This is a genomic window from Candidatus Sulfotelmatobacter sp., assembly GCA_035504415.1.
GTDB lineage: Bacteria > Vulcanimicrobiota > Vulcanimicrobiia > Vulcanimicrobiales > Vulcanimicrobiaceae > Vulcanimicrobium.
On sequence record DATJRY010000006.1, the window covers coordinates 34,328 to 57,141 of the forward strand.

Genomic DNA, 22,814 nt, shown 5'->3' on the forward strand with positions numbered 1-22,814 from the left:
CGGCTCTGAACATCCGCCTTGACAATACTACGTAGTGCGTACTATTTTGAGGCGGACATGCAAGGGCAGCGACAGGGACGTGGGGTCGACCGGGGCGTGCTGGTCGCCTTGGTGGTGGCGGGGGTAGTCGCGATCGTGCACCTGGCCGTCGCCGGCCGCTACGACGCCTTCCGCAACGAGCTGTACTTTATCGTCTGCGGGCGCCACCCGGCCTTCGGCTACGTCGATCAGCCCCCGCTGGTCCCGCTGCTGGCGGCCGCGACGCAGCTGTTCGGCGACGACGTCTGGCTGCTGCGGCTGCCGGCCGTTCTCGCGGCGGTCGCGCTGATCGGGGTGACCTACCGGTTCGTGCGCGACCTGGGCGGCTCGCCGGTGGCGGTGACGCTGGCGACCGTCGCGGTGGCGATCTGTCCGCTGCTGGTCGGCGTCTCGACGACGCTGACGACCTCGAGCTTCGAGCCGCTGGCGTGGACGCTCGTCGCCTGGCTGCTCACCCGCGCGCTGCTCGCCGGCGACCGTCGGGCACTGCCGTGGGCCGGGGTCGTCGCCGGCCTGGCGTTCGAGGCCAAGTACGGGATCGTCATCTGGCTGATCGGCCTGGCGATCGGGCTGCTGTGCACGCCCGAGCGGCGAGTGTTCCGCAGCGGTGCGCTGTGGCTCGGCGTCGGCATCGCGGTGGTGCTCGCCGCGCCGAACGTCGTCTGGCAGACCGTGCACGGCTGGCCGTTCCTGGCCGTCGTGCAAAATCACATCGTCCGCGATCCGGTGCGGCCTGGCGCGATCGGGTCGATCGTCGTGCAGCTGTTCGCCGCCAACGTCGCGCTCGCGCCGCTGTGGCTGGCGGGCGTGATCGCGCCGTTCGTGCGCGCCGACCTCGCGCGGCTGCGCTTCCTGGCGATCGGATTCGTGGTGGCCGTCGTGCTGCTGGTCGTCACGCACGGCAAGGACTACTATTTCGCCGGCCTCTACCCGACCGCGTTCGTCGTCGGCGGCCTGGCGTGCGCGGGCCTCGCGCGTCCGCTGCGCATCGGTTGGCTGGTGCTGGCCGGCGCCTTCTCCGTGTTGCTCGCACCGGTCGTGCTGCCGATCCTGCCGCCGCCGGTGCTGGCGCGCTACCTCGACGCGACGCGCCTGCGGCCCGTCCCCGACGAGCGCGCCGCGGTCGGCGCGCCGCTCACACAGGTTTTCTCCGACGAGATGGGCTGGCGCAGCCTCGAGCAGTCCGTCGCCGCGGCCTACGAGGCGCTGCCCCCGGCCGATCGTGCGCGCGTCGCGATCCTGGCCGTCGACTACGGCGAGGCGGCCGCCATCGACGTCTACGGCGCGAAGGACGGCTTGCCGCCGGCGATCAGCGGCAACGATCAGTACTGGCTGTGGGGACCGCGCGACCACGACGGCAGCGTGATCTTGCACGTCAACGGCGAGCCTGCCATGTGGGCGGCGTTCTGCGCGCAGAGCAGCGTCGTGGGCACCTTCGGCGCACCGTACGCGATGCCGTACGAGAACGACCGCCCGATCATCCTCTGCCGCGGCCTGCGCGCCGACCTGCGCGACACCTGGTATCGGTTCAAGCGCTACGGTTAGCGCGCGAGCAGCGCGGCGGTACCGAGCGCGAGCGGGGTCGCGAGCGCGCCGACGGCGGCGAAGCGCAGCGCTGAAACGTCGATGTTCGCGCGTTGCATGATCGCCAGCCACAGGACGGTCGCCAGCGAGCCGTTGATGCTGAAGTTGGGGCCGACGTTGACGCCCAGCAGCGCCGCGGACGCCAGCGGTGTCGGCGGATGCGCGTGCGCGACGAAGCGGCCGACTTCGAGCCCGACCGGCAGGTTGTTGACCACGTTGGATGCGCCGGCGGCCGCGCCGGCGATCGCCAGGCGCGCCAACGGCGGCGCGAGGTGCGCGGCCCAGGCGAACACCGCCTGCGGCAGCGTCGCGACGCCGGCGAGGTCGAGCGCTTGCACGATCACGAACAGTCCCGCCGTCAGCACCACGATCGGCCAGGCGATGCCGCGCGCGATGTGCAGCGGCGCGTCGCGCCGCCGCGTCGACGCGATCAGCGCCGCGATCGCGCCGAGCGCGAACGTGACGGGGCCCAGCGCCCCCGCGCGCGAGGCCGTCGCGACCAGCGCCGCCGCGGCCAGCACCAGCATCGCCAGCGCGATCGTCCGCGGCCGCGCCGCGTCGCGGCGCACGACGTGCAGCGGCGCGCTCAGCTCGCGGCGGAAGAGCACGATCAGCACCAGGTAGGTCGCGACGATCGCCGCCAGCGAGGCCCAGCCGAACGAGGCGAACCAGGTCGTCAGCGGCGGCATCCGCTGGGCGAAGAAGAGCAGGTTGGAGGGGTTCGCGATCGGCAGCAGCGTGCTGGCGGCGTTGGCGACCAGCGCGCACGCGAACGCGTACGGCAGCGGCGACGCGTCGGTGTCGGCCAGCGCCACCACCACGGCGGGCGTCAACACGACGATCGTCGCGTCGTTGGAGAGGAACGCCGTCGTCATCACGCCGGTCGCGTAGACCAGGGCGAACAGCCGCGCGTGCGAGCCGTGCGCCGCGTGGACCGCGGCCGCGGCGATCCAGCCGAAGACGCCTTCGACGCGCGCGAACTCGGCCAGCGCCATCATCCCGATCAGAAACAGATAGACGTCCAGCCCGCGCGCGACGGCGGCTCCGGCTTGCGCCGGCGTGAGCGCGCGCACCAGCACGAGTGCCAGCGCGCCGCCGGCCGCCCACCACGCCGGGTAGGTGTGCCACGGGCGGACGAGCACGCCCAGCAGCGCGACCGCCGCGACCGTCAGCGCGACGGCGTGCAACGCGTCGCTATGCGCTCGCCCGCGACGGCCGGTACAAGTGAGCGCCGCCGTAGACGGGGATGCCGCCGACGATCGTCGCGATCACTTGGTAGTCGTCGCTCCAGACCGACAGGTCGGCGCGCTTGTTGGGCTCGATCGTGCCCAGCTCGCGGTCGAGGTTGAGCAGCTGCGCGGGGCTGCGCGTCGCCGACATCACGGCGACTTCGAACGGGATGTCGGCATAGGCCATCAGGTTGCGGACCGCCTGATCGATCAGCAGCGCGCTGCCGGCGATGGTGCCGTCTTCGGCGCGCACGACCCCGCCTTCGATGCGATAGCCGCTGCCGGCCGGCGGCATGTTGTCCGTCGCCAGCACCAGCCGGTCGTGCAGCGTGCGGTACAGCAGGTCGACCATCGGCGGCGAGACGTGATAGCCGTCGCAGATCAGCTGCACCGTCGTGCGCGTCTCTTGGATGAAGGCCGCCAGGATCGAGGGGTCGCGGTGGTCGAGCGGCGGCATCGCGTTGAACGCGTGCGTGATGGTGCGAAAGCCGATGCCGATCGCGAGCACGCCTTCGCGGTACTTCGCCGAGGTGTGGCCCGCCGAGCAGACGATGCCCTGATCGAAGAAGAAGCGCGCGACGTCGTCGACGCCTTCCGCTTCCGGCGCCATCGTCACCATGACCAGCGCGCCTTTGCAGGCCTCGATCATCTCTTGGGCGCGCTCGAGCGAGGCTGGCTGCACCCACTCGCCGCGATGGACGCGACGGAATTTCGGATTGAGGAACGGGCCTTCGAAATGGATGCCCAGACAGCGCGCGCCGATCGGCTCGCCTGCCTCGAAGAGCTGGTTCGCCGCCTCCGCGACCTCGGCCGCGGCGTGCATCATCGACTCCCACGGCGCGGTCATGACGCCGGCCACGAAGCCGGTCGCGCCGTGGCGCGCGTAGGCGCGCGATGCGACCTCGACCGCATTGCCCTGATCGCGATTGAAGAGCAGTTCGTCGGCGCCGTTGGTGTGGACGTCGATCAGGCCCGGTGCGACGATCGCGCCGTCAGGCGGGCGGAGATCCGTCGGGCCGTCTTCCGGCAGGATGCGGGCGATGCGCCCGCGTTCGATGGCGAGCCGTCCGTGAACCAGTGTGCCGTCCCCCAGTGCGAGCCGGGAGGGGCCAAAGATGTACGTATCGGGCACGTCCGGCCGGATTCGGGAACGGCCGCAGCGGCACCCCTGCCTACCGTCGTCCGAAGAGGCGTCCCAGGAACGACGATCGGTCGGCTGGCAATTCGCTGGGAACCGCGGCGGCGGCGAGCCGTTCGCGTTCCGCCCGTTCGCGCTCGGCGCGCGCCAGGCGCGCCATGTGCTCCTCGGCGTGCGCCTGCAGCGTCTCGCGCAGCGCCACCAGCTCGTTCCACCCGGCCGGCGCGCGGCCCGCGGCCCGCGCTTCGCGATACTCTTGGGTCGAGACGGTGAAGACGCGCTGCGGTACGATGGCCCGCTCGCGCAGGTAGCGATCGGCCAACATGACGACGTTGCGGCGTTCGGCGGCGTCTTCGTGGTCGGCCATGGTGTGCACGAACGTCATCGGCTTGCCGAGCTCGTTGACGCGGCCGTAGAGCTCGAGCTCGCGGTCGGAGAGCTGCCGCGAGAAGAGCGCCACGATCTCGCTCGCCGCCGACGCGGCGGCGCGCACGATCTCGCCCGCCAGCGGATTGCCCGAGTCGAACGCCGGCACGTGCACCAGCACCAGCTGCGGCGGCAGCGACCACGGCGTCTCGATCAGCAGCGGCGTGCGCGTCGCCGCGTCGAGCGCGTCGCCGACGGAGATCGGATTCCAGCCGGCGTCGTCGCCGAGCGCGTAGACGCGATGCTCGGGACCGTAGCGCACGTGGACGGGGAAGCGCATCTCGACCTCGCTGCCTTCGTCGGGCAGCACGCGTTCGCCGGCGAAGGCGTTGATGAGGCTCGACTTGCCGCGCTTGAACGCGCCGAGCACCGCGACGCGCCAGCGCTCGGGGCGTAAGCCGTGCTCGTAGGTCGCCGGATCGAAGCGGGCGGTCTCGGCCGGCACGAGGCGCTCGCGTCCGGCGTCGGGATCGAGCGGAATGGACGGGTCGGCGCGCTCGGCACGGTCGACGCGGCTCTCGCGCGCGAACGCTTCGGTGCGGGTCTCGATGCGGGTCGCCAGCGCGCGCGCCGCGCCGGCCCGTTCGCGCGCCGCGCTCGCCGCCGCGGCACGATCGGTGCCGCCGGCGTGCGCGGCCAGCGCGCGATCGAGCGGTGCCAGCGCCTCTTCGCGCACCCGCGGCGCGAGCAGGCCCAGCCGTGCGCCCAGCCCCGCGCCGACCGCCGCGACGCGCGTCGCGATCCCCTCGACGTAGGCGGCCAGCTCGGCGTCGAAGGCGGGGTAGATGTCGGCGTCGAGATCCGCGACCAGCTCGCGCTTCATGTACGTGCCGGGCGGCGCGGCGGCGAAGCGGCGCGCGATGGCGTCCACCAGGCCGACGGCGGGACCGCCGAGCGCGCCCAGCACGATCGACGAGCGCAGGCCGGTCTCGAGGTCGGTGCTCCAGGCGCCGCTGGCCGGATCGGCGCCGAACGCACGCGCCGCGTCTTCGGTCACCGGCAGCCGTTCGGCCGCGATCCCGTCGAGCAGCGGCGCCAACGTGCCGTTCGCGTCGGCCGCGCGGGCCGCGGCGACGACGGCGCCCGAGGCCGCGCGCGTCTGGTCGCGCAGCCGCTTCGCGACCAGCTCGGCGGCGTCGCCGGCGAAGCGCCCGATCGCGCTGGCCAACACGTCGTCGACCAGGATGTGCAGCTTGGCGCGATCGCGCAGCCGTGCGACGTCGGCGGTGTCGAACGCGCGCAGCAAGGTGCGCACGAGCCCGGCGCGCATCTGTTCGCCGTGCCCGCGCAGCGCGTCGGCGACCGAGGTCCCGGTCTGCTCGAGCGCCGTCCGCGCGTCCGCGGCGGCCGCGTCGAACGCATCGAGCGCGGGGACGACCGTGCCGCGGCGCGTGCGCAGCGTGTGCGCGTCCGTCTCGAGCGCTTCGGCGTCGAAGGTCAGCGCGTCGGCGGCGCGGGTGGCGACGCGGCGTGCCTCGGCGGCCGCCCGCCGTAACCGCGAGCGCCCGGTGGTGGCGACCAGCGAGGCGTCGAGCGCGCCGAAGAACTCGCGGAAGCGGCTCTGCGCCAGCAGATGCTCGTCGCCGGTCAGCAGCCCTTCGGCGTACTCGCGCGCGGAGAGCGGGAAGACCGGCGTGCCCGGCGCGTGCAACGCCGCCTGCGCGACGATGCGCTGCGCGGCCGATTGCCACGCTTCGCGATCGCCTTCGCGCATGCGCCACAGATCGATCTTCGTCTGCACGATGAAGACCGACTCGATGTAGCGGCGGATGATGCCCAAGAACGACGCGTCGCCTTCGGTGAACGGCTGCTGCGTGTCGATCAGGTAGAGGACGGCGTCGGCGCCCGGCAGATACGAAAGCGTCGCGCGCCGGTGGGCGGGGTTGATCGAAGCCAGGCCCGGCGTGTCGGCGACCACGAAACCGACCTGCAGAAACGGCGAATCGACGCCCACCCGCACCAGCGCGGGCGCGCTCGAGTCGTCGGCGTCGGTCGCGTCGTGCAGCTTCCCCTCTTCGCCGACGGCGACGAAGCGCGCCAGCCGGCCGAGCGGGACGCGCTCCTCGCGGCCGTTGGGGTAGACGGCCGTCGCGCTCTCCTCGGCCGCGTACGAGAGCTCGGTGATCGTCGCCGTCGAGGGATTGATGTCGGTCGCCAGCAGGCCGACGATGCGGCGCCCGCCGGAGCGCTCCTCGAACTCGACCTTGCCCAACAGCGCGTTGAGCAGGAAGGACTTCCCGCTGGAGAACTCGCCGACGACGGCGAGGACGAAGCGCCCGTCGCGCAGCCGGACCGCGGTCCGTTCGAGCGCCGCCGCGTCGTCGTCGGCGTCGTGCCAGCGCGCCGCGCTGGTCAGCAGCGCGCGCAGCTCGTCGAGCGCTCCGGCGACGTCGTCCCGCGCCGCACGATAGCGCTCTAGCGGGTCAGCCATTCACACCTTTAGCCACGAATCAATTTTAGCGCCTCGTCGCGGTGCTGTTCCATGAGTTCTCTCGTATCGCCCTCGACGTTGAGGCGCAGGAGCGGCTCGGTGTTCGACTTGCGCACGTTCAGCCACCAATGGGGATACTGGACCGTCACCCCGTCGAGGTGGTCGATCTGGGCGTCCTTGTAGTAGTCCTGGACGTGCTGCATCTTGGCGTCGGCGTCGGTGACCGTCGAGTTGATCTCGCCCGACCGGAAACGGGTGTTGTACGGCGCGATCGCCTGAGTGACCGTCTCGCCTTCTTCGCTGAACAGGTCCAGGCACTGCATGAGCGCGATCATCCCCGAGTCGGCGAACCAGTTCTCGCGGAAGTAGAAATGGCCGCTGTGCTCGCCGCCGAACGGGATGTTCTCCGCGCGCATGAGCGGCTTGATCAGCGAGTGGCCGACCTGGGAGCGCACCGGGATGCCGCCGTGCGCGAGGATCGCCTCGGGGACGCTGCGCGAGCAGATCAGGTTGTAGAGGATCCGCGAGCCGGGATACTTCTTGAGCGTCGCGACGCCGACCGCGGCGGTGACGATGCTGCCGTCCGGGAAGCCGCCCCGCTCGTCGACCAGGAACATGCGGTCCGCGTCGCCGTCGAACGCGGCCCCTAGGTCGCAGTGGTGCGCCAACACCGCCTTGCGCAGGTCGAGCTTGTTCTCGTCCTCGATCGGGCTGGCCGGATGGTTCGGGAAGGTGCCGTCGAGCTCGAAGAAGAGCGGGATGACCGTCACCTGCGGCAGGTACTTGAAGACGTAGGGGACCGTCAGGCCGGCCATGCCGTTGCCGGCGTCGATCGCGATCGTGTACGGCTTGATCTTGGTCGTGTCGCGGATGAACGAGACGCAGTGCTTGCCGAAGTCGTCGAGGACCTCGCGCTCGCCGACGGTGCCTTGCTTCGCCGGCGCGGTGAACTTGCCGGAAAGCGCGAGGTCGCGCACCTCGCCCAGGCCGGTGTCCAGCGAGATCGCCTGCGCCTGCTCGCGGCAGAACTTGAGGCCGTTGTACTCGGCCGGGTTGTGCGAGGCCGTGATCATCACGCCGCCGTCGAAGCCGTAGTGGCCGACCGCGAAGTAGAGGGCGTCGGTCGAGATCAGGCCGATGTGCGTGACGTTCGCGCCGCCCTCGACGGCGCCGCGCGTGAGGGCCTCCAGGAGCGGCTCCCCCGAAGGACGCATATCGCGTCCGATGCAGATGTTCGTCCGGCCCAGGGCTTGGACGAACGCGCGCCCGATCAGATACGCGACGTCCGGCGTCAGTTGGGTTCCAACGATTCCGCGGACGTCGTAGCTCTTGAAGATCGACGCGTCGAATGCGGTCTGCATGGTTGCTCGGCTTTCGGAGGAGAAAAGCGTGAAACCTCGGGTTGTCGTGACGCGCCGCATCCCCGATGACGGGATCGCCCTCTTGCGTTCGTACTTCGACGTCGACGAGAACCGGGACGACCGTCCGTATACCCCGGACGAGTTGGCCGCACGCGCGGCGGAAGCCGATGCCCTGGTCGCGCTCCTGACCGACCGCGTCGACGAAGCCTTGCTGGCACGCAGCCCGAAACTGAAAATCGTCGCCAACGTCGCGGTCGGCTACGACAACATCGACCTGGCCGCGGCCGCGCGCCACGGGGTGGCGGTGACGAACACCCCCGGCGTGCTGACCGACGCGACGGCGGACTTCGCCTTCACGCTGCTGCTGGCGACGGCGCGGCGCGTCGCCGAGGCCGATCGCTACGTGCGCGCGGGGCGCTTCAAAGGCTGGCTGATGATGGGCTTCTTGGGCGGCGATCTGAACGGGGCGACCCTGGGCATCGCGGGCTTCGGCCGCATCGGTCAGGCGGTCGCCCGCCGTGGCCGCGGGTTCGGGATGCAGATCGTCTACCAGGACGAACAGCCCGCGCCGGAGGCGCTCGAAGCCGAGCTGGGCGCGCGGCGCGTCGACAAGGACACACTGCTCGAGCACAGCGACTACGTCTCGCTGCACGTGCCGCTGCTCCCGACGACGCGTCAGTACATCGGCGAGCTCGAGCTGCGGAAGATGAAGCGCACCGCGTACCTGGTCAACACCTCGCGCGGACCGGTCGTCGACGAGGCGGCGCTCGCGAAAGCGCTGCGCGCGGGCGAGATCGCCGGCGCCGGACTCGACGTCTTCGAGCGCGAGCCCGAGGTGCACCCCGAGCTGCTGACGCTCGAGAACGTCGTGCTCGCGCCGCACATCGCCTCGGCGACGGTCGGCACGCGCACGAAGATGGCGCTGATCGCCGCCGAGAACGCGATCGCCGCCGTCAGCGGGAAGACGCCGCCCAACCTCGTGCGCGCATAGCGCCGTCCGGACGCGGGCACTCCTCGCGATGTGCGCGGGGAGGCCGGGTTCTCGCTGATCGAGGTCCTGCTGGCGGCGGCGTTGTTCGTGACCGTCGCGCTGGGCGCGTTCGAGACGCTGCGGCAGCTCAGCAGCGGCGCGAGCCATCTGGCGGCGCGCCATCTCGCCTACGCCGGGCTGGAGCGGTTGAGCGGGACGCTGCGCGCCGAGGCCCGCAGCGCGACGGCGATCTGGTCGAGCGCGCCGGCGGCGAGCGCCGCCTACGACGGCTGCGTGCAGCTCGACTTCTACACCGCCGACGCCGGCGGCCCACGCTTTTGGAGCTATCGCGCGTTTCCGCACCACGCGTCGGACGATGCGGTGCCCCCCGACGCGCTCGAACGGCTGGCGGCCGCCGCGCCGATCGCGGCGTGCGATCCGAGCCTGAGCGGCGCGATCGTGCTGCATGGCCTGCAAAGCGCGCCCACCGTCACCGCCGTCGCGCCGAACCTGCTCGCCGCGCACGCCGACGCGTACCTTCGCACGCCGGACTCGGGCTTCGTCGCGGCGAGCGTGCCGGCGACCGCACCGATCCCGGTCGGCGTGCTCGACGCGAACGGCAACCCGGTCGCGGGCGGCAACACGGTGCTCGAGCTGCGGCTCGACACGGGTGACGCATCGCGCGTGCTCGACCTGGTCGCCGGCGCGTTCCCGAACGGGTTCACCGAGGTGTTGCAATACACGTGCAGCGCGCGCTGTGACGTCGGCCACGATGCCGGCGGCGCCAAGACGTTAACCGCCTGCGCGATGAGCTGGCAGACGGCGTGGAGCGAGTACGTCGTGTGGAACGACGCGACGACCAGCGCCGACGGCTCGCTGACGTTCCCGGGCGGGTGGTTCATCGCCGGCGATTTCGTCTTCACCTACAGCGGCACGCGCGCGTCGGACGGCGGGACCGACACGTTCGTGCAGAGCGATCCCGCCACCAACTGGGACGCGACGCGCAACTACGTCAGCGACCCGCCGAACCTGCCGACTCCGGCGGGAACGTGGGCCGGCAGCTTCGCGCCGTGGAACGTCGTCGCGGAAGCGCCGGCGGCGTGGCTGAACGACTTCGGGCCGTATCTGGCCGCCGGCGAGCTGACGGCGGTCGACGCCGATCAAGCGCGCTGCGCCGCCGTGCAGGCGCAAGGGAGCAGCGGTGGCTTCTACACGAACGGCTGAGCGGGGCTTCACGCTGCTCGAGGTGCTGGTGTGCGTCGGCGTGCTGGTCGCGGCCGGAGCCGCGAGCGCCGGCGCGTTCGCCGCCGTCGCGCGCGAGGCGACGCCGGGGACCGTGCGCGATCTCGCGTTGATGGCCGGTGAGAACGCGCTGGCGCGAGCGCGCGCCGCCGTCGCCTACGCGTCCTCGCCGAGCGCCGACGGGACGACGCTGTTGGCCGACCGCTCGTGGGGACTGATCCCGGGCCAGACCGACCTCGTCGCCGGCGGCGAGCTGCAGGCTCCGGCGACGTGCGGGACGAGCGCTCCGCTCGTGCTCAGGCTGCCGATCGCCGCGACGTACGACGCGACGACGCAGCGCTTCACCGTCGTCGTCACCTATCCGCGCGATCCGTGCGCGCTCGCCGGGGACGGAAGCATTCCGGCGGGCGACGCGCAGACGCTCACGCTCGGCGAGACGCTGCCGCCGTCGGTCTATCCGCCGGGCCAGACGCTCACGCGCGCCGTCGCGACGCCGGCGCGCATGTGATGCTGGGGGTCGCGCTGTGGTTCGCGATCGCGCTCACGCTGCTGGCCGGCGTGCTGCTCGACGGCGCTGCGGCGTTCGCGCGCGCCAGCTTGCACGCGGCCGCCGACCACGCGATCGAGAGCGCGCTGCACGACACCCTCGCCGGCTACCAGAACGCGCTGCAAACGGCGATCGCGAACGCCAGCGCTCCGCTCTCGCCGGCACAGCCCTTCACCGGCGCGCCGCCCTCGCTCGCGGGCTACGCGAGCGCGCTGGCGTCGTTGCCGAACCCGTGGCAGACGACGGTCGCGCCGCCCGCGGGCAGCGACGTACCGTTCACCGTCAGCGCGACGGTCACGCCGACGACGCTGGCCGCGCCCGCCTGCGGCGCGTCGGCGGGGAGCGCGTCGTCCGGCCCGGACGCGATCGCGTGGCTGCAGTGCTCGGGCTTCGTGCAAGAGTCGCGCCTCTCGGTGCGCGTCGACGTCGAGGTGCTCGACGCGAACGGCGGCGCGGTGTTCGCCGAGCGCGAAGAGGACGTCACGCTGCGGCTGTTCGCGGAGCCGCCGTACAGCGCGGTCGTCGGGCACGCCGACGGTCGTGCCGACGCGCCGACCGACGACGATCCGGTCACGCCGCCGGTGCACGAAGGCGATCTCGGCGGCGACACCGTCAGCGGCGCGCCGCTCCCCTCGCCGAGTCCGTGGCCGGCCGGCGGCACGCTGATCCACGTGCGGTACCAATGCGTCGACGGCACCGGCTCGTGCGCGAACGCAACGCCGCCCGACCCCGACGCCGCGCTCCAATACGACACGCACTGGCAAAACGGCAACGCCCCGCCCCCATGAGAAGGCACCGGTGAGGTACGGGGAGCGTCAGGCGGCGGCGTGCGGGACGGCGAGAAATGCCGCCAGCGCCTCGTCGACGAGCTCGGGCTCTTCTTCGTGCGGGAGCAGGCCCGAGTTCGCGAAGGTGACCAGGCGCGCGTTGCGGGTCAGTCGGAGGAACTCGTCGGCGTTCGAGCGGGGCGCGAGCACGCTCGCGCGCTCGCCCCACAGCACCAGCAGCGGCGTGCTCAGGAACGGCAAGTCGCGCGCGATCTGACAGTCGAGCCGGCCGCCGACGAACGCGGCGGGGACGTAACGCGCGCCGGGCTGGTGCGTGACGGCGTAGTAGTGGTCGACGATCTGATCGGTCACGCTGGCCGGATCGGCGTACACGCGGTGCTGCAAGAACCAGCGCAGCGACGCCTTCGAGGCCAGCACGTTGAACATCGCCTCGCCGAGGATCGGCGTGCGGATGAGGGTCGTCAGCGTGGTACCGGGCGTGGTGGCCGGGCGATCGAGCATGCCGGCGAGGCCGGCGGGACAGATGACGGCGAGCCGTTCGATCCGATCCGGGTCGCGAACGGCGGCGCGGATCGCGAACGCCGCACCCAGTGACGAGGCGACGACGCAGACCGGTCCGTCCCCGAACCGCACCAACGCCTCGGCGATCTGGTCGACGAACAGCTCGGTGTCGTAGCGCAGGCGCGGTTTGTCCGACAAGCCGCAACCGAGCAGGTCGAAGGCGACGACGCGATGGTGCCGAGCGAGCAGCCCGAACAGGCGGTGGAACTCGAACGAGGACGCGCCGGCATAGATGCCGTGCACGAGCACGACGGGCGGACCCTCGCCGGCCTGGGTGGCGAAGATCTCGTGGCCGCGCCACGTCCACGGGACGCGCGTCCCGCCCAGGGCGTTCGTCGGGAGCGGTGCGTTGCTGAGCGCGCGGTTGGCGGCGGCGACCGCACCGGTGACCCCGGCACCGGCGAGGAGCGGACGGACGAGCTTCTTCACGGTGGTACATTCACAAACGGTCGCAACCCCCGCTTTGTTGCACTTGGCCACCCCGGAAAACAAACGGGACCCGGTCGCAGACCGGGCCCCGCGTAGCGGCTCGCGGCCGCCGGCCGCGAACGCGAAGGGTTCGGCGCTCGTCGAGAGCGCCGAAGCCACTAGACGTCGTAGTAGAGGAAGAACTCGTAGGGGTGGGGCCGGATCTCGACCGGCTTGAGCTCGCGCTCGACCTTGTAGTCGATCCATTCCTGGATGAACTCCTCGGTGAACACGCCGCCCGTCGTCAGGTACTCGTGGTCGTTCTTGAGCGCGTCGAGCGACTCGCGCAGCGAGCCCGGCACGCTGCGGATCCCCTTGGCCGCCTCGGGGTCGAGGTCGTAGATGTTGGTGTCGAGCGGTCCGAAGCCGGCCTTGGTCGGGTCGATCTTCTTCTTGATGCCGTCGATGCCGGCGCACAGCAGCGCCGAGAAGGCCAGGTACGGGTTCGAGCTCGGATCGGGCGGACGGAACTCGAGACGCTTGGCCTTCGGGTTGCCCTGGAAGAACATCGGGATGCGCACGGCGGCGGAGCGGTTGCGAGCCGAGAACGCGACGTTCACCGGCGCCTCGTAGTGCGGAACCAGCCGCTTGTACGAGTTGGTCGTCGGCGCACAGAACGCGAGCAGCGAGTCGATGTGCGTGAGCAGGCCGCCGATGTAGAACAGCATCAGCTCGCTGCACTCGGCGTAACCGGCCGCATCGTAGAACAGCGGCTTGCCGCCCTTCCAGAGCGACTGGTGGACGTGCATGCCCGAGCCGTTGTCGCCGAAGAGTGGCTTGGGCATGAAGGTGACCGTCTTGCCGTGCGAGCGCGCGACGTTCTTGACCACGTACTTGAACGCCATGACGTTGTCGGCGGTCGTGAGCAGGTCGCCGAATCGGAAGTCGATCTCGGCCTGGCCGGCGGTACCGACCTCGTGATGCTGCATCTCGACGTCGATGCCCCAGTCCTTGAGGACCAGCGCCATCTCGCTGCGCACGTCGGTCAGCGTATCCGACGGTGAAACCGGATAGTAGCCTTCCTTCGGCCGGATCGTGTAGCCGAGGTTCTGGCCGTCGGTGTTGGCGCTGTTCCAATGGCCCTCGACCGAGTCGATCTCGTAGCCCGAACGGTTGCCGCTGTTCTCGTACACGACGTTGTCGAGGATGAAGAACTCCGCCTCCGGGCCGAAGTAGGCCACGTCCGCGATCCCCGTTTCCTTGAGATACGCTTCGGCGCGGCGCGCGATGTTGCGCGGGTCCTTCGCGTAGAGCCCCTTCGCGACCGGATCGTAGACGTCGCAGATCACCGAGAGCGTCGGGACCGAGCGGAACGTGTCGACGCAGGCGGTGGAGACGTCCGGCTTGAGGATCATGTCCGACTCGTGGATCGCCTGGAAGCCGCGGATCGACGAACCGTCGAACCCGATGCCGGCCTCGAACGCGGCCTCGTCCATCTGTTCGGCCGGCACGGTGGTGTGCTGCCACATCCCCGGGACGTCGATGAATTTGATGTCGACCATCTTGATGCCGTGCTCTTTGATGAAGTCGACGATCTCTTTGGGTTTCTTGGCCGCCGGCTTCTCGCGCGGCTCGTGGGCTGGAGGAAAGTCAAAACGTCCCATCAGGGGCGCTCCGTTCGGCCCATTCGACGGGATGCGTTTCGCCATTTGTCCAGCATACGAGGCCTCCGATTCTATCTGGGGGCCGGGCGTCCGGCCAGTTGCAAAAGGGTTGCATCCACACGTCGTGCCGCGCACGCCAAGCGTACAGCAAATCTCCAATGGCAGCGGGGTCGGCGGACCGTAGAATCGGCGAATAGACCGCGGCACATTCCCGTGGTCTATCTGCTTATCCAAATGTAGAGGAGGGGTTTTGAAAATCCTGGCTGCGGCGTTTCTCGCCGCGTGCACGCTGATGGCGATCCCTGCGATCGCGCAGCAGGCCGCCCCGTCGCCCAGTCCAGCCGCGGCGGCCCCGGCTGCCAGCGCCAGTCCGGTTCCCACTCCGTCGCCGACGCCGACGCCGACGTGGCAAGGTGCGGGCTTCGTCGCGGCGTCGTACAACTCACCATCGACTGGCAACGTCAGCGGCCCACACACCGCGTTCGACTTCGCGAACGGCGGCCTCTCGCGCGTCTTCGACACGCAGAGCGACGAGCTGATGCTCAACGCCATGAACTACACCGTGACGCGCAACGGCCCGATCGGCGGCAAGCTCGAGGTCACCGCCGGCAGCAACGCCAACGTCATCGCCTCGTACCCGACGTTGCCGAACAACTCGTTCGACGTCACGCAGCTCTACGTCGACGCGACGAGCGGACTGTTCACGCTGCAGGTCGGCAAGTTCGAGACGCTCGCCGGGGCCGAGGTCATCGAGGATCCGAACGACGTCAACATCTCGCGCTCGATCTTGTTCGGCTACGCGGTCCCGTTCACGCACACCGGGGTGCGGCTCACCTTCGCGCCCTCGTCGCTCTTCACGTTCATCGTCGGTGCCAACAACGGTTGGGACAACCTCAAGGGCAACGGTTTGGGGAGTCCGACCGCCGAGGTGTCGGCGGCTTACAACGGAGCGGTGATCTCCGGCTCGGTGAACGGCTACTTCGGCACCGAACGGGTCAGCGACAGCGCCTGGACGACCGATGCCGCCGAGCCCACCGGGTCGCGCCAGCTGATCGACGTCGTGGCGACGTATCACGTGACGCCCAAGCTCACGCTGCAAGGGAACTTCGACACCGGCTCGCAGGGCAACGCCCCGATCCTCGACGGCGCCGGCTTGCCGGTGACCAGCGGCGGCGGCGTGCCGATCACGGGCCTGGCCACCTGGAACGGCGTCGCGGGGTACGCCGAGTACGCGTTCACCTCGTCGTTCTCGGCCGCGCTGCGCGCGGAGACGTTCAACGACGCGGAGGGCTATCGCACCGGCTACGACCAGCAGTGGAAGGAGACCACCGTGACGCTCTCCTACACGCCGCCGGGCGCGTCGATGCTGACCTTCCGGCTCGAGGGACGCGCGGACGTCTCCAACCAAGGCGTCTGGCTGACGCCCGGCGGACTGCTGACCAACAACCTGCAGAGCGTGGCGGGGCAAGTCCTCATCAAGTTCTAGGGGCTTCGCGCGAATTGACCGTCGAGGAGCGCCGTGCCGGGCGGCGAACCTCGACGGCCAGCTCGCGACGGGAACCCGGTGCAATTCCGGGACGGTCGCGCCACTGTCAGCGGGGAGCTGCCGATCCGCCACTGGTCCGCGTGACCGGGAAGGCGCCGGCGTCGAAGCGCCGATCCGCAAGTCAGGACACCGGGGCGAGCTCGCGTTTCGTTCGTGGCTCGCTGCCTCGCGTCAGGGTAGGTGTCCGTTGCTCCTCGTCCCCGTGCTGCTGGCGGCGGCCAGCCTGCGCATCGTCTCTCTCGCCCCCGCGCTGACCGAAGATCTGTTCGCGATCGGTGCCGGGCCGCAGGTCGTCGCGACCGACGTGTTCTCGAACCGTCCGGCCGCGGCACGGCGCCTGCCGCACGTCGGCGGCATGCGCGACGTCGATGCCGAGGCGGTGCTGACCCATCGTCCGGGGCTGGTCGTCGGCGTGCCGTACGAAGCGGCGCAGCTGGCCGACGTGCGGCGCGCCGGTCTGCGCACCGTCGCGCTGCCGCTCGACGACCTCGGCGACGACCTGCGCGCGATCCGGACGCTCGGCGCGCTCACCGGTCACCGCGTCGCCGCGGCGCGGCTGGTCGCGGCGATTCGCGCGCGGCTCGGCGCGGCGCACGCCCGTGCGGCGCGCGGCCGGCGCCTGCGCGTCTTCGTCTCGCTGGGCTCGATGGGCACGGCCGGCGGCGGCTCGTACGTCGACGACCTGCTCGGCTTGGCGAACCTCGACAACGTCGCGCACGACGTGCACCGCCCGTGGCTGACGTACGCGGCCGAGCAGCTCGTCGCCGCGCAGCCCGACGTCGTCGTCCTGCCGGTGCCGGGCCCGCCGCTGGTCGGCGAGCCGTGGGCGCACTTGGACGCCGTGCGTGCCGGCCGGATCGTGCGCATCCCGCAGGACGACCTGTTGCGACCGGGACCGCGTGTCGCGGACGTGCTCGACGATCTCGTGGCGGGTGTCGCACGGTGGCGGTGAACGCTCGTCGCACGGCCAACCTGCTCGCGCTGTGCGTCGTGCTGGCCGTCTGCGCGGTGGTCGGCATCGCGGTCGGATCGGTCGCGCTGGCGCCGGGCGACGTGTGGGGCGCGCTCGTCCACCCGCACGCGGGCGACGTCGTCACGACGATCGTGTGGGCGCTGCGCTTTCCACGCGTGCTGATCGCGGTGCTGGTGGGCGGTGCGCTGGCCGTCAGCGGCACGATGCTGCAAGGGATGCTGCGCAACGGGCTGGTCGATCCGTACTTGACCGGCGGCAGCGCCGGCGCCGCCTTCACGATCGCGATCGCGATCGTGCTCGGCGCGCCCGAGCCGCTCTTCGCGGGGTTCGCGTTCGCCGCCGCGCTGGGGACGACGCTCGGCGTCGCGGCGTTGGCGCGCAGCGGGCGCGGCGTCTCGCCGGAACGGCTGATCTTGGCCGGCATCGCCGTCTCCTCGTTGTTCGCGGGCTTGACGACGCTGGTCATCATCGCGTGGGCCAGCTCGACGGCGTCGCTCCAGATCATCAGCTGGCTGGGCGGCTCGCTGGCCGGCCACGGCTGGCACGAGCTGGGCTGGGCCGCGGTCTACGCGGCGCTCGGTCTGGCGCTCGCGGTCGTCGCGGTGCCGGCGCTCAACGCGCTGCGCTTGGGCGACGTGCGCGCGCGTGCGCTCGGCGTCGATCTCGACCGCACGCGCTGGCTGGTGCTGATCGCATCCTCGTTGCTGGTCGCGGCAGCGGTCAGCGTCAGCGGCATCGTCGGCTACGTCGGCTTGATCGTGCCGCACGTCGTGCGCCGGCTGTGCGGCTCGGACACGCGCTGGGCGCTGCCGGCCAGCATCCCGGCCGGCGCGATCGTCGTGCTCGTCGCCGACGTCATCGCGCGCACCGCCGCACAGCACCAAGAGCTCCCGATCGGCGTGCTGCTCTCGGTCGTCGGCGTGCCGGCGTTCCTCTATCTCGGCTTCGTCCGGCGGCGGACGGCATGATCGAGGCGCGCGGGCTGCAGCTGGGCTACCGCGATCGCGTCGTGCTGCGCGACGTCGCGCTGACGTTGCGGCCGGGGGAGCTGGTCGCGATCGTCGGGCCGAACGGGTCGGGCAAGTCGACGCTGCTGCGCGCGCTGGCCGGCGCGCTGGCGCCGCAAGCGGGCTCGGTCGCGGTCGACGGCCGGCCGGTCGGGTCGCTGGGTCCGGCGGCGCGCGCGCGCAGCGTCGCCCTGGTGGCGGCGGAAGAGCACGCCGACGACGACGTCGCCGTGCGCGAGGCCGTCGCGCTGGGGCGCTTGGCGCACCGGCCGTGGTGGCGCTGGAGCGGCGACGAGCGCGACGAGGCGATCGTCGAGCAGGCCCTCGCGCGCGTCGACCTGGTCGCGTTCGCGGAGCGTGCGATCGCGACGCTCTCGAGCGGCGAGCGGCAGCGCGTGTGGATCGCGACCGCGCTCGCGCAAGGTGCGCCCACGCTGCTGCTCGACGAGCCGACCAGTCACCTCGATCTGGCCGGCGCCTACGCGACGCTCGACGTGCTGCACGGGCTCGCCGCCGACGGCGCCGCGATCGCGGTCGTGCTGCACGACCTCAACTTGGCCGGTGCGGCCGTCGACCGCGTCGTGCTGATCGGCGAAGGCACCGTGCTCGCCGACGGTCCGGTCGCCGACGTGTTTCGCGACGAACTGCTCTCGCGCGCGTACGGCGCCGAGATCACCGTGCTGCGCACCGGCGACGGCACGCTGGTGGCGGCCCCGGCGCGGCGCGCGCGAGCGGGCACGTGAGCGCGTCGCGCGCACGCGGACTGATGGTGCTCGGCACCGCGTCGAACGTCGGCAAGTCGGTGACGGTGGCCGCGCTGTGCCGCATCTTCGCCGACGACGGCGTCGACGTCGCGCCGTTCAAGGCGCAGAACATGTCGCTCAACGCGGCGGTGACCCCGGACGGCCGCGAGATCGGTCGCGCGCAAGCGGTGCAGGCGGAGGCGGCGCGGCGCCCGGCCGAGGTCGAGATGAATCCGATCCTGCTCAAGCCGACCGGCGAGCGGCGCTCGCAAGTCGTGCTCGAAGGCGCGATCTGGGACGACGTCGACGCGTGGGACTACCATCGCCGCCGCACCGCGGAGCTGTTCCCGCGCGTGGTGGCCGCGTACGAACGGCTGGCCGCGCGGTGCGAGCTGATCGTGCTCGAAGGTGCGGGCTCGCCGGCCGAGATCAACCTCAAGGACCGCGACGTCGCGAACATGCGAATGGCGCAAGCCGCCGACGTGCCGTGCCTGCTGGTGGCCGACGTCGATCGGGGCGGCGCGTTCGCGGCGCTGGCCGGAACGCTCGGGCTGCTCGAGCCGGCCGAGCGCGCGCGCATCCGCGCCTTCGCGCTGACGAAATTCCGGGGAGATCTCGATTTGCTGCGGCCGGGGCTGACCGCGATGGAAGAGCGCCTCGGCATCCCGTGCGCCGGGGTCGTGCCGTGGATCGACGCGCTCGGCATCGACGAGGAAGACGGCTATGTGGTGCCGCCGACGCCGCCACGCTGGCCCGCCGAGGACGGACCGGCGCGCCGCTTGCGGATCGCCGTGCTGGATCTGCCGTTCTTCGCCAACGCGACCGACGTCGACGCGTTGGCCGCCGAACCGTCGGTCGTCGTGCGCCGCGTCGCGACGCCCGGCGAGCTCGACGGCGCCGATCTCGTCGTGCTGCCGGGCAGCAAGGAGACGGCGCGCGATCTGGCGTGGCTGCGTGCGCGCGGGTTCGGCGAGGCGCTGCGCGCGCACGTCGCGCGCGGGCGCGCCGCGATCGGCATCTGCGGCGGGATGCAGATGCTCGGGGACCGGCTCGACGATCCGCACGGCGTCGAGCGCGGCGGCTCCGCCGACGGGCTGGGCTTGCTGCCGCTGACGACGACCCTGGCGGCGCGCAAGACAACCGTGCGCGTGCACGGGCGCATGGCGGCCGGCGTGCTGTTCGGTCAGCCGGTCGACGTCCCTGCGTTCACCGGCTACGAGATCCACGTCGGCGTCTCGCGTCGCGCGGGCGGTGCGCCGTTCGCGCTGCTGCACCGCGACGGCGCGGACGGCGAGCACGAAGACGGCGCGCTGGCGGGCGTGGTCGCCGGCACCTACGTGCACGGGCTGTTCGACGACGACGCGTTCCGCCACGCCGCGCTGCGCGCGTTGCGCGCGCAGGCCGGGCTCGCGCCGCCGCGTACGCTGGTGCCATGGCGGGAGCAGCGCGAGACGCGCTACGATCGGCTGGCGTCCATCGTCCGGGAGGCGCTCGACGTCCCGCTGCTGGCGCGCATCGCCGGCGTCGGGACGCGCGTGTGAGGCGGCGCGATCTGGCCGTGGCGTGCGCGCTCGACCTCGCGCTGGGCGACCCGCCCGGCTGGCCGCATCCGGTGCGCGCCTTCGGCGCCGCGATCGCCTTCGCCGACCGCCGCCGCGCGCGGGCGGCATCGCCGGCGCGCGCGTTGGCCCAAGGTGCGCTGCTGACGATCGCGCTGGCCGGGACGGCGGCGCTCGCCGGCCGGTTGGTGGAGCGGCGTTCGCGCACCCTCGCGGTGGTGCTCGGCGCCTCGACGCTGGCCATGCGCAGCCTCGATGACGCGGTCGCGGCGGTGCAGCACGCGCTCGAACGGGCCGACCTGGACGCCGCCCGGTGCGCGCTGGCCGCCATCGTCGGCCGCGACGTCGACGACCTCGACGCGAGCGGCGTCGTGGCGGCGGCGCTCGAGAGCTTGGCCGAGAGCTTCTGCGACGGCGTCGTCGCGCCGCTGTTCTGGCTGCGGGTCGGCGGCCTCGGCGGCGCGTTGGCCTTCAAGGCGATCAGCACGCTCGACTCGATGATCGGCCACCGCGAGCCGCCCTACACCTGGTTCGGCCGCGTCGCGGCGCGGGCCGACGATCTCGCCAACGCGGTGCCGGCGCGGATCGCCGCGTTGGCCGTCGCGCTCGCCGCGCGCGGACGCGTCGCGCGCCGCCGTGCGGTCGCGACCGCGCTGTGCGACGCGCCGGCGCACGCCAGCCCGAACGGCGGTTGGCCGGAAGCCGCGCTGGCCGGCGCGCTCGCGGTCCGGCTGGGGGGACGGGCGTGGTACGACGGCGTTCGTGCCGACCGTGCCGTGCTCGGACCCACCTTCGCGCCGCCGCGACTCGGCGATCTCGCGCGCGGCCGGCGTCTGGTGCGCCGTGCGACGGCGGCGGTCGTCGCGCTGACGCTGGCGAGCGCGCGATGAGCGCGTATCACGGTGGCGATCTGACCGCCGTCGCGCGCGAGTTCGGGCGCGATCCCGCCGCGCTGCTCGACTTCAGCGCGAACGTGAACCCGCTGGGTCCGCCGGCGGGCGTGCTCGACGTGCTGCGCGCGGTGCTGGCCGATCCGCGCCGCCTTTCGCGCTATCCCGATCCGCGCGCCGCCGCGCTGGTCGAGGTGGCGGCGCGCGCGCTCGGCGTGGCGGCCGACCGGGTCGTGGTCGGAAACGGCGGCGCCGCGCTGCTCGACGCCGCGGTGCGCGCGCTCGGCGCGCGGCGCTGCGTCTTGCCGGTGCCGGCGTTCAGCGAATACGCGCGCGCGCTGGGCGCCGCCGGCATCGCGATCGTCCCGGTCGAGCTGCGCGCGGCGGACGACTTCGCGCTCGACCTGGTGCGGCTGCTGGTCGCGGTGCACGAGTCGGGCGCCGATCTGTGCGTGCTGGCGAACCCGCACAACCCGTCGGGCGCGCTGCTGCCGCGGCCGGCGATGCTGGCGCTGGTCGCCGAGCTGGCGCAGCAGGGCTGCGCGGCGATCGTCGACGAGGCGTTCGTCGACTACGTGCCGGGCGAGTCGATCGTGGGCGAGCTCGACCCGGAGCTGCCGGTGGTCGTGCTGCGCTCGCTCACCAAGTTCTACGCGATTCCCGGCCTGCGCATCGGGTACGCGTCGGCGTCGCCGGCGCTCGCGCCACGGCTGCGCGATGCGTTCCCGTCGTGGCCGACCGGCAGCGTCGAGCAGGCCGCGGCGCGGGCCGCGCTGGCCGACGAAGCGTACGCGCACCGGACGCGGCGCGAGAACGCCGCCGCGCGCGAGCCGCTGGTCGCGGCGCTCACGCGGGTCGGCGTGCGCGTGCTCCCGTCCGCGGCGAATTTTCTGCTGCTCGACGTCTCGGCGGTCGCGTCCGACGCGATCGCGCTGCGGGCGCGGTTGGTACGCGAGGAGGGGATCGTCGTGCGCGCGTTCCCCGGCGAGCCGGCACTCGAGTCGGCCTACCTCCGCGTCGCGGTGCGCGCGGGGTTCGAGAACGCGCAGCTCGTCGCCGCGCTCGAGCGCGCGACCGACCGGAGGCATCCAGCATGAGCGAGACACCCGGCCCGCGCGGACGGCGCACGCAGGCCTCGATCTCGACCCGGCGCGGCGACGCCGGCGAAACCAGCCTCGGTGGCGGTGGCCGCGTGTCGAAAGCCGAGGCGCGGGTCGAAGCGTACGGCGCCATCGACGAAGTGAACACGATGATCGGTCTCGCGCGCACGCTGTGCGAGGATGCCGAGGTGACGGCGGCGCTGCGCACGATCCAACGCGAGCTGTTCGCGGTCGGTTCCGCCATCTCGACCAAGCCCGACGCGAAGAAGCCGATCCCGGAGATCACCAAGGCGATGGTGGCGCGGCTGGACGCGCTCGTGGCGCGCTGGGAAGCGGAGCCGAACGTGTTGCGCGACTGGTCGATTCCGGGCGAGTACCGCGGCTCGGCCGCGCTCGACGTCGCCCGCGCGATGGCACGCCGCGCCGAACGCGCGACGGTTCGCTACGTGACCGGCGGCGGCGCCGTGCAGCCGACGGTGCTCGAATACCTCAACCGGCTCAGCGACGTGCTGTGGATCGCGGCCCGCGTCGTCGAAGCGCGGGCCGGGATCGACGCGCGCTTGCGCGACGATGCACATCCCGGGCCGCCCTGGTCGCGCGCCTGGTGA

At 72.0% G+C, this 22,814-nt stretch carries 19 protein-coding genes and 1 riboswitch; of the genes, 13 read left to right on the forward strand and 6 right to left on the reverse strand.

Features of this window, described 5'->3' with window-relative positions; genetic code table 11:
- The first annotated feature begins 57 nt into the window (after positions 1 to 57).
- Positions 58 to 1,584 carry a glycosyltransferase family 39 protein gene (locus VMD91_02605; GenBank protein ID HTW82942.1) on the forward strand — a complete coding sequence of 509 codons (1,527 nt, stop codon included), beginning with the start codon at positions 58 to 60 and terminating at the stop codon, positions 1,582 to 1,584.
- Here VMD91_02605 and VMD91_02610 read toward each other — a convergent pair.
- From VMD91_02610 to VMD91_02625, 4 genes are read right to left on the reverse strand one after another with little or no spacing between them, the layout of a single operon-like run.
- Positions 1,581 to 2,810, reverse strand: a complete 1,230-nt coding sequence (locus VMD91_02610) for an SLC13 family permease (GenBank protein ID HTW82943.1) — start codon at positions 2,808 to 2,810, stop codon at positions 1,581 to 1,583. The genes VMD91_02605 and VMD91_02610 overlap by 4 nt on opposite strands.
- A gap of 7 nt (positions 2,811 to 2,817) precedes the next feature.
- Positions 2,818 to 3,984 (reverse strand): N-acetylglucosamine-6-phosphate deacetylase, encoded by a 1,167-nt coding sequence (nagA, locus tag VMD91_02615; GenBank protein HTW82944.1) that lies wholly within the window; start codon positions 3,982 to 3,984, stop codon positions 2,818 to 2,820.
- Positions 3,985 to 4,024: 40 nt separating this feature from the next.
- Positions 4,025 to 6,847 (reverse strand): dynamin family protein, encoded by a 2,823-nt coding sequence (locus VMD91_02620; protein HTW82945.1) that lies wholly within the window; start codon positions 6,845 to 6,847, stop codon positions 4,025 to 4,027.
- A gap of 8 nt (positions 6,848 to 6,855) precedes the next feature.
- Positions 6,856 to 8,208, reverse strand: a complete 1,353-nt coding sequence (locus tag VMD91_02625) for a hypothetical protein (protein ID HTW82946.1) — start codon at positions 8,206 to 8,208, stop codon at positions 6,856 to 6,858.
- 28 nt (positions 8,209 to 8,236) lie between these two features.
- On the opposite strand from VMD91_02625, the gene VMD91_02630 reads away from it, so the two are divergent.
- The 4 genes from VMD91_02630 to VMD91_02645 are packed head-to-tail and all read left to right on the forward strand — an operon-like array spanning position 8,237 to position 11,755.
- On the forward strand, positions 8,237 to 9,199 hold the full coding sequence (locus tag VMD91_02630; GenBank protein HTW82947.1) for a D-glycerate dehydrogenase: 963 nt from the start codon (positions 8,237 to 8,239) through the stop codon (positions 9,197 to 9,199).
- A 30-nt stretch (positions 9,200 to 9,229) separates the two neighbouring features.
- Positions 9,230 to 10,402: a prepilin-type N-terminal cleavage/methylation domain-containing protein gene (locus VMD91_02635; GenBank protein HTW82948.1), complete on the forward strand. Its 1,173-nt coding sequence runs from the start codon at positions 9,230 to 9,232 to the stop codon at positions 10,400 to 10,402.
- Positions 10,380 to 10,928, forward strand: coding sequence for a prepilin-type N-terminal cleavage/methylation domain-containing protein (locus VMD91_02640; GenBank protein ID HTW82949.1), 549 nt, complete (start codon positions 10,380 to 10,382; stop codon positions 10,926 to 10,928). Before VMD91_02635 ends, VMD91_02640 begins: the two co-directional genes overlap by 23 nt.
- On the forward strand, positions 10,928 to 11,755 hold the full coding sequence (locus tag VMD91_02645) for a hypothetical protein (GenBank protein ID HTW82950.1): 828 nt from the start codon (positions 10,928 to 10,930) through the stop codon (positions 11,753 to 11,755). The genes VMD91_02640 and VMD91_02645 overlap by 1 nt, the downstream gene beginning before the upstream one ends.
- A gap of 27 nt (positions 11,756 to 11,782) precedes the next feature.
- Here VMD91_02645 and VMD91_02650 read toward each other — a convergent pair whose 3' ends face one another.
- Together VMD91_02650 and glnA are read right to left on the reverse strand one after the other, a co-directional pair.
- Positions 11,783 to 12,745: an alpha/beta fold hydrolase gene (locus VMD91_02650; GenBank protein HTW82951.1), complete on the reverse strand. Its 963-nt coding sequence runs from the start codon at positions 12,743 to 12,745 to the stop codon at positions 11,783 to 11,785.
- Positions 12,746 to 12,903: 158 nt separating this feature from the next.
- Positions 12,904 to 14,388, reverse strand: a complete 1,485-nt coding sequence (glnA, locus tag VMD91_02655; GenBank protein ID HTW82952.1) for a type I glutamate--ammonia ligase — start codon at positions 14,386 to 14,388, stop codon at positions 12,904 to 12,906.
- A gap of 250 nt (positions 14,389 to 14,638) precedes the next feature.
- Between glnA and VMD91_02660 the strand changes: the two genes are divergently transcribed.
- From VMD91_02660 to VMD91_02695, 8 genes are all read left to right on the forward strand, one after another.
- Positions 14,639 to 15,874, forward strand: a complete 1,236-nt coding sequence (locus VMD91_02660) for an outer membrane beta-barrel protein (GenBank protein ID HTW82953.1) — start codon at positions 14,639 to 14,641, stop codon at positions 15,872 to 15,874.
- 67 nt (positions 15,875 to 15,941) lie between these two features.
- Positions 15,942 to 16,066: riboswitch (cobalamin riboswitch) on the forward strand.
- Between the two features lie 55 nt (positions 16,067 to 16,121).
- Positions 16,122 to 16,886, forward strand: coding sequence for a helical backbone metal receptor (locus VMD91_02665; protein ID HTW82954.1), 765 nt, complete (start codon positions 16,122 to 16,124; stop codon positions 16,884 to 16,886).
- Positions 16,883 to 17,875: an iron ABC transporter permease gene (locus tag VMD91_02670; protein ID HTW82955.1), complete on the forward strand. Its 993-nt coding sequence runs from the start codon at positions 16,883 to 16,885 to the stop codon at positions 17,873 to 17,875. Before VMD91_02665 ends, VMD91_02670 begins: the two co-directional genes overlap by 4 nt.
- Entirely contained in the window at positions 17,872 to 18,657 is a 786-nt protein-coding gene (locus tag VMD91_02675; GenBank protein ID HTW82956.1) for an ABC transporter ATP-binding protein, read from the forward strand. Before VMD91_02670 ends, VMD91_02675 begins: the two co-directional genes overlap by 4 nt.
- The gene (locus VMD91_02680; GenBank protein ID HTW82957.1) at positions 18,654 to 20,198 is read left to right on the forward strand and encodes a cobyric acid synthase; all 1,545 of its coding nucleotides are present in this window, start codon (positions 18,654 to 18,656) and stop codon (positions 20,196 to 20,198) included. The genes VMD91_02675 and VMD91_02680 overlap by 4 nt, the downstream gene beginning before the upstream one ends.
- A complete protein-coding gene (gene cbiB / locus VMD91_02685) occupies positions 20,195 to 21,106 on the forward strand; it encodes an adenosylcobinamide-phosphate synthase CbiB (protein HTW82958.1) in 912 nt (303 codons plus the stop codon). Before VMD91_02680 ends, cbiB begins: the two co-directional genes overlap by 4 nt.
- Positions 21,103 to 22,203 (forward strand): aminotransferase class I/II-fold pyridoxal phosphate-dependent enzyme, encoded by a 1,101-nt coding sequence (locus VMD91_02690; GenBank protein ID HTW82959.1) that lies wholly within the window; start codon positions 21,103 to 21,105, stop codon positions 22,201 to 22,203. The genes cbiB and VMD91_02690 overlap by 4 nt, the downstream gene beginning before the upstream one ends.
- Entirely contained in the window at positions 22,200 to 22,814 is a 615-nt protein-coding gene (locus tag VMD91_02695) for a cob(I)yrinic acid a,c-diamide adenosyltransferase (GenBank protein ID HTW82960.1), read from the forward strand. The genes VMD91_02690 and VMD91_02695 overlap by 4 nt, the downstream gene beginning before the upstream one ends.

Excerpts from the sequence above, each read along its gene's own strand:
- VMD91_02605 (HTW82942.1), top strand. The coding sequence starts at position 58 with ATGCAAGGGCAGCGACAGGGACGTGGGGTCGACCGGGGCGTGCTGGTC.
- VMD91_02620 (HTW82945.1), bottom strand. The coding sequence starts at position 6,847 with ATGGCTGACCCGCTAGAGCGCTATCGTGCGGCGCGGGACGACGTCGCC.
- VMD91_02625 (HTW82946.1), bottom strand. The coding sequence starts at position 8,208 with ATGCAGACCGCATTCGACGCGTCGATCTTCAAGAGCTACGACGTCCGC.
- VMD91_02645 (HTW82950.1), top strand. The coding sequence starts at position 10,928 with ATGCTGGGGGTCGCGCTGTGGTTCGCGATCGCGCTCACGCTGCTGGCC.
- glnA (HTW82952.1), bottom strand. The coding sequence starts at position 14,388 with ATGGGACGTTTTGACTTTCCTCCAGCCCACGAGCCGCGCGAGAAGCCG.
- VMD91_02675 (HTW82956.1), top strand. The coding sequence starts at position 17,872 with ATGATCGAGGCGCGCGGGCTGCAGCTGGGCTACCGCGATCGCGTCGTG.
- VMD91_02690 (HTW82959.1), top strand. The coding sequence starts at position 21,103 with ATGAGCGCGTATCACGGTGGCGATCTGACCGCCGTCGCGCGCGAGTTC.
- VMD91_02695 (HTW82960.1), top strand. The coding sequence starts at position 22,200 with ATGAGCGAGACACCCGGCCCGCGCGGACGGCGCACGCAGGCCTCGATC.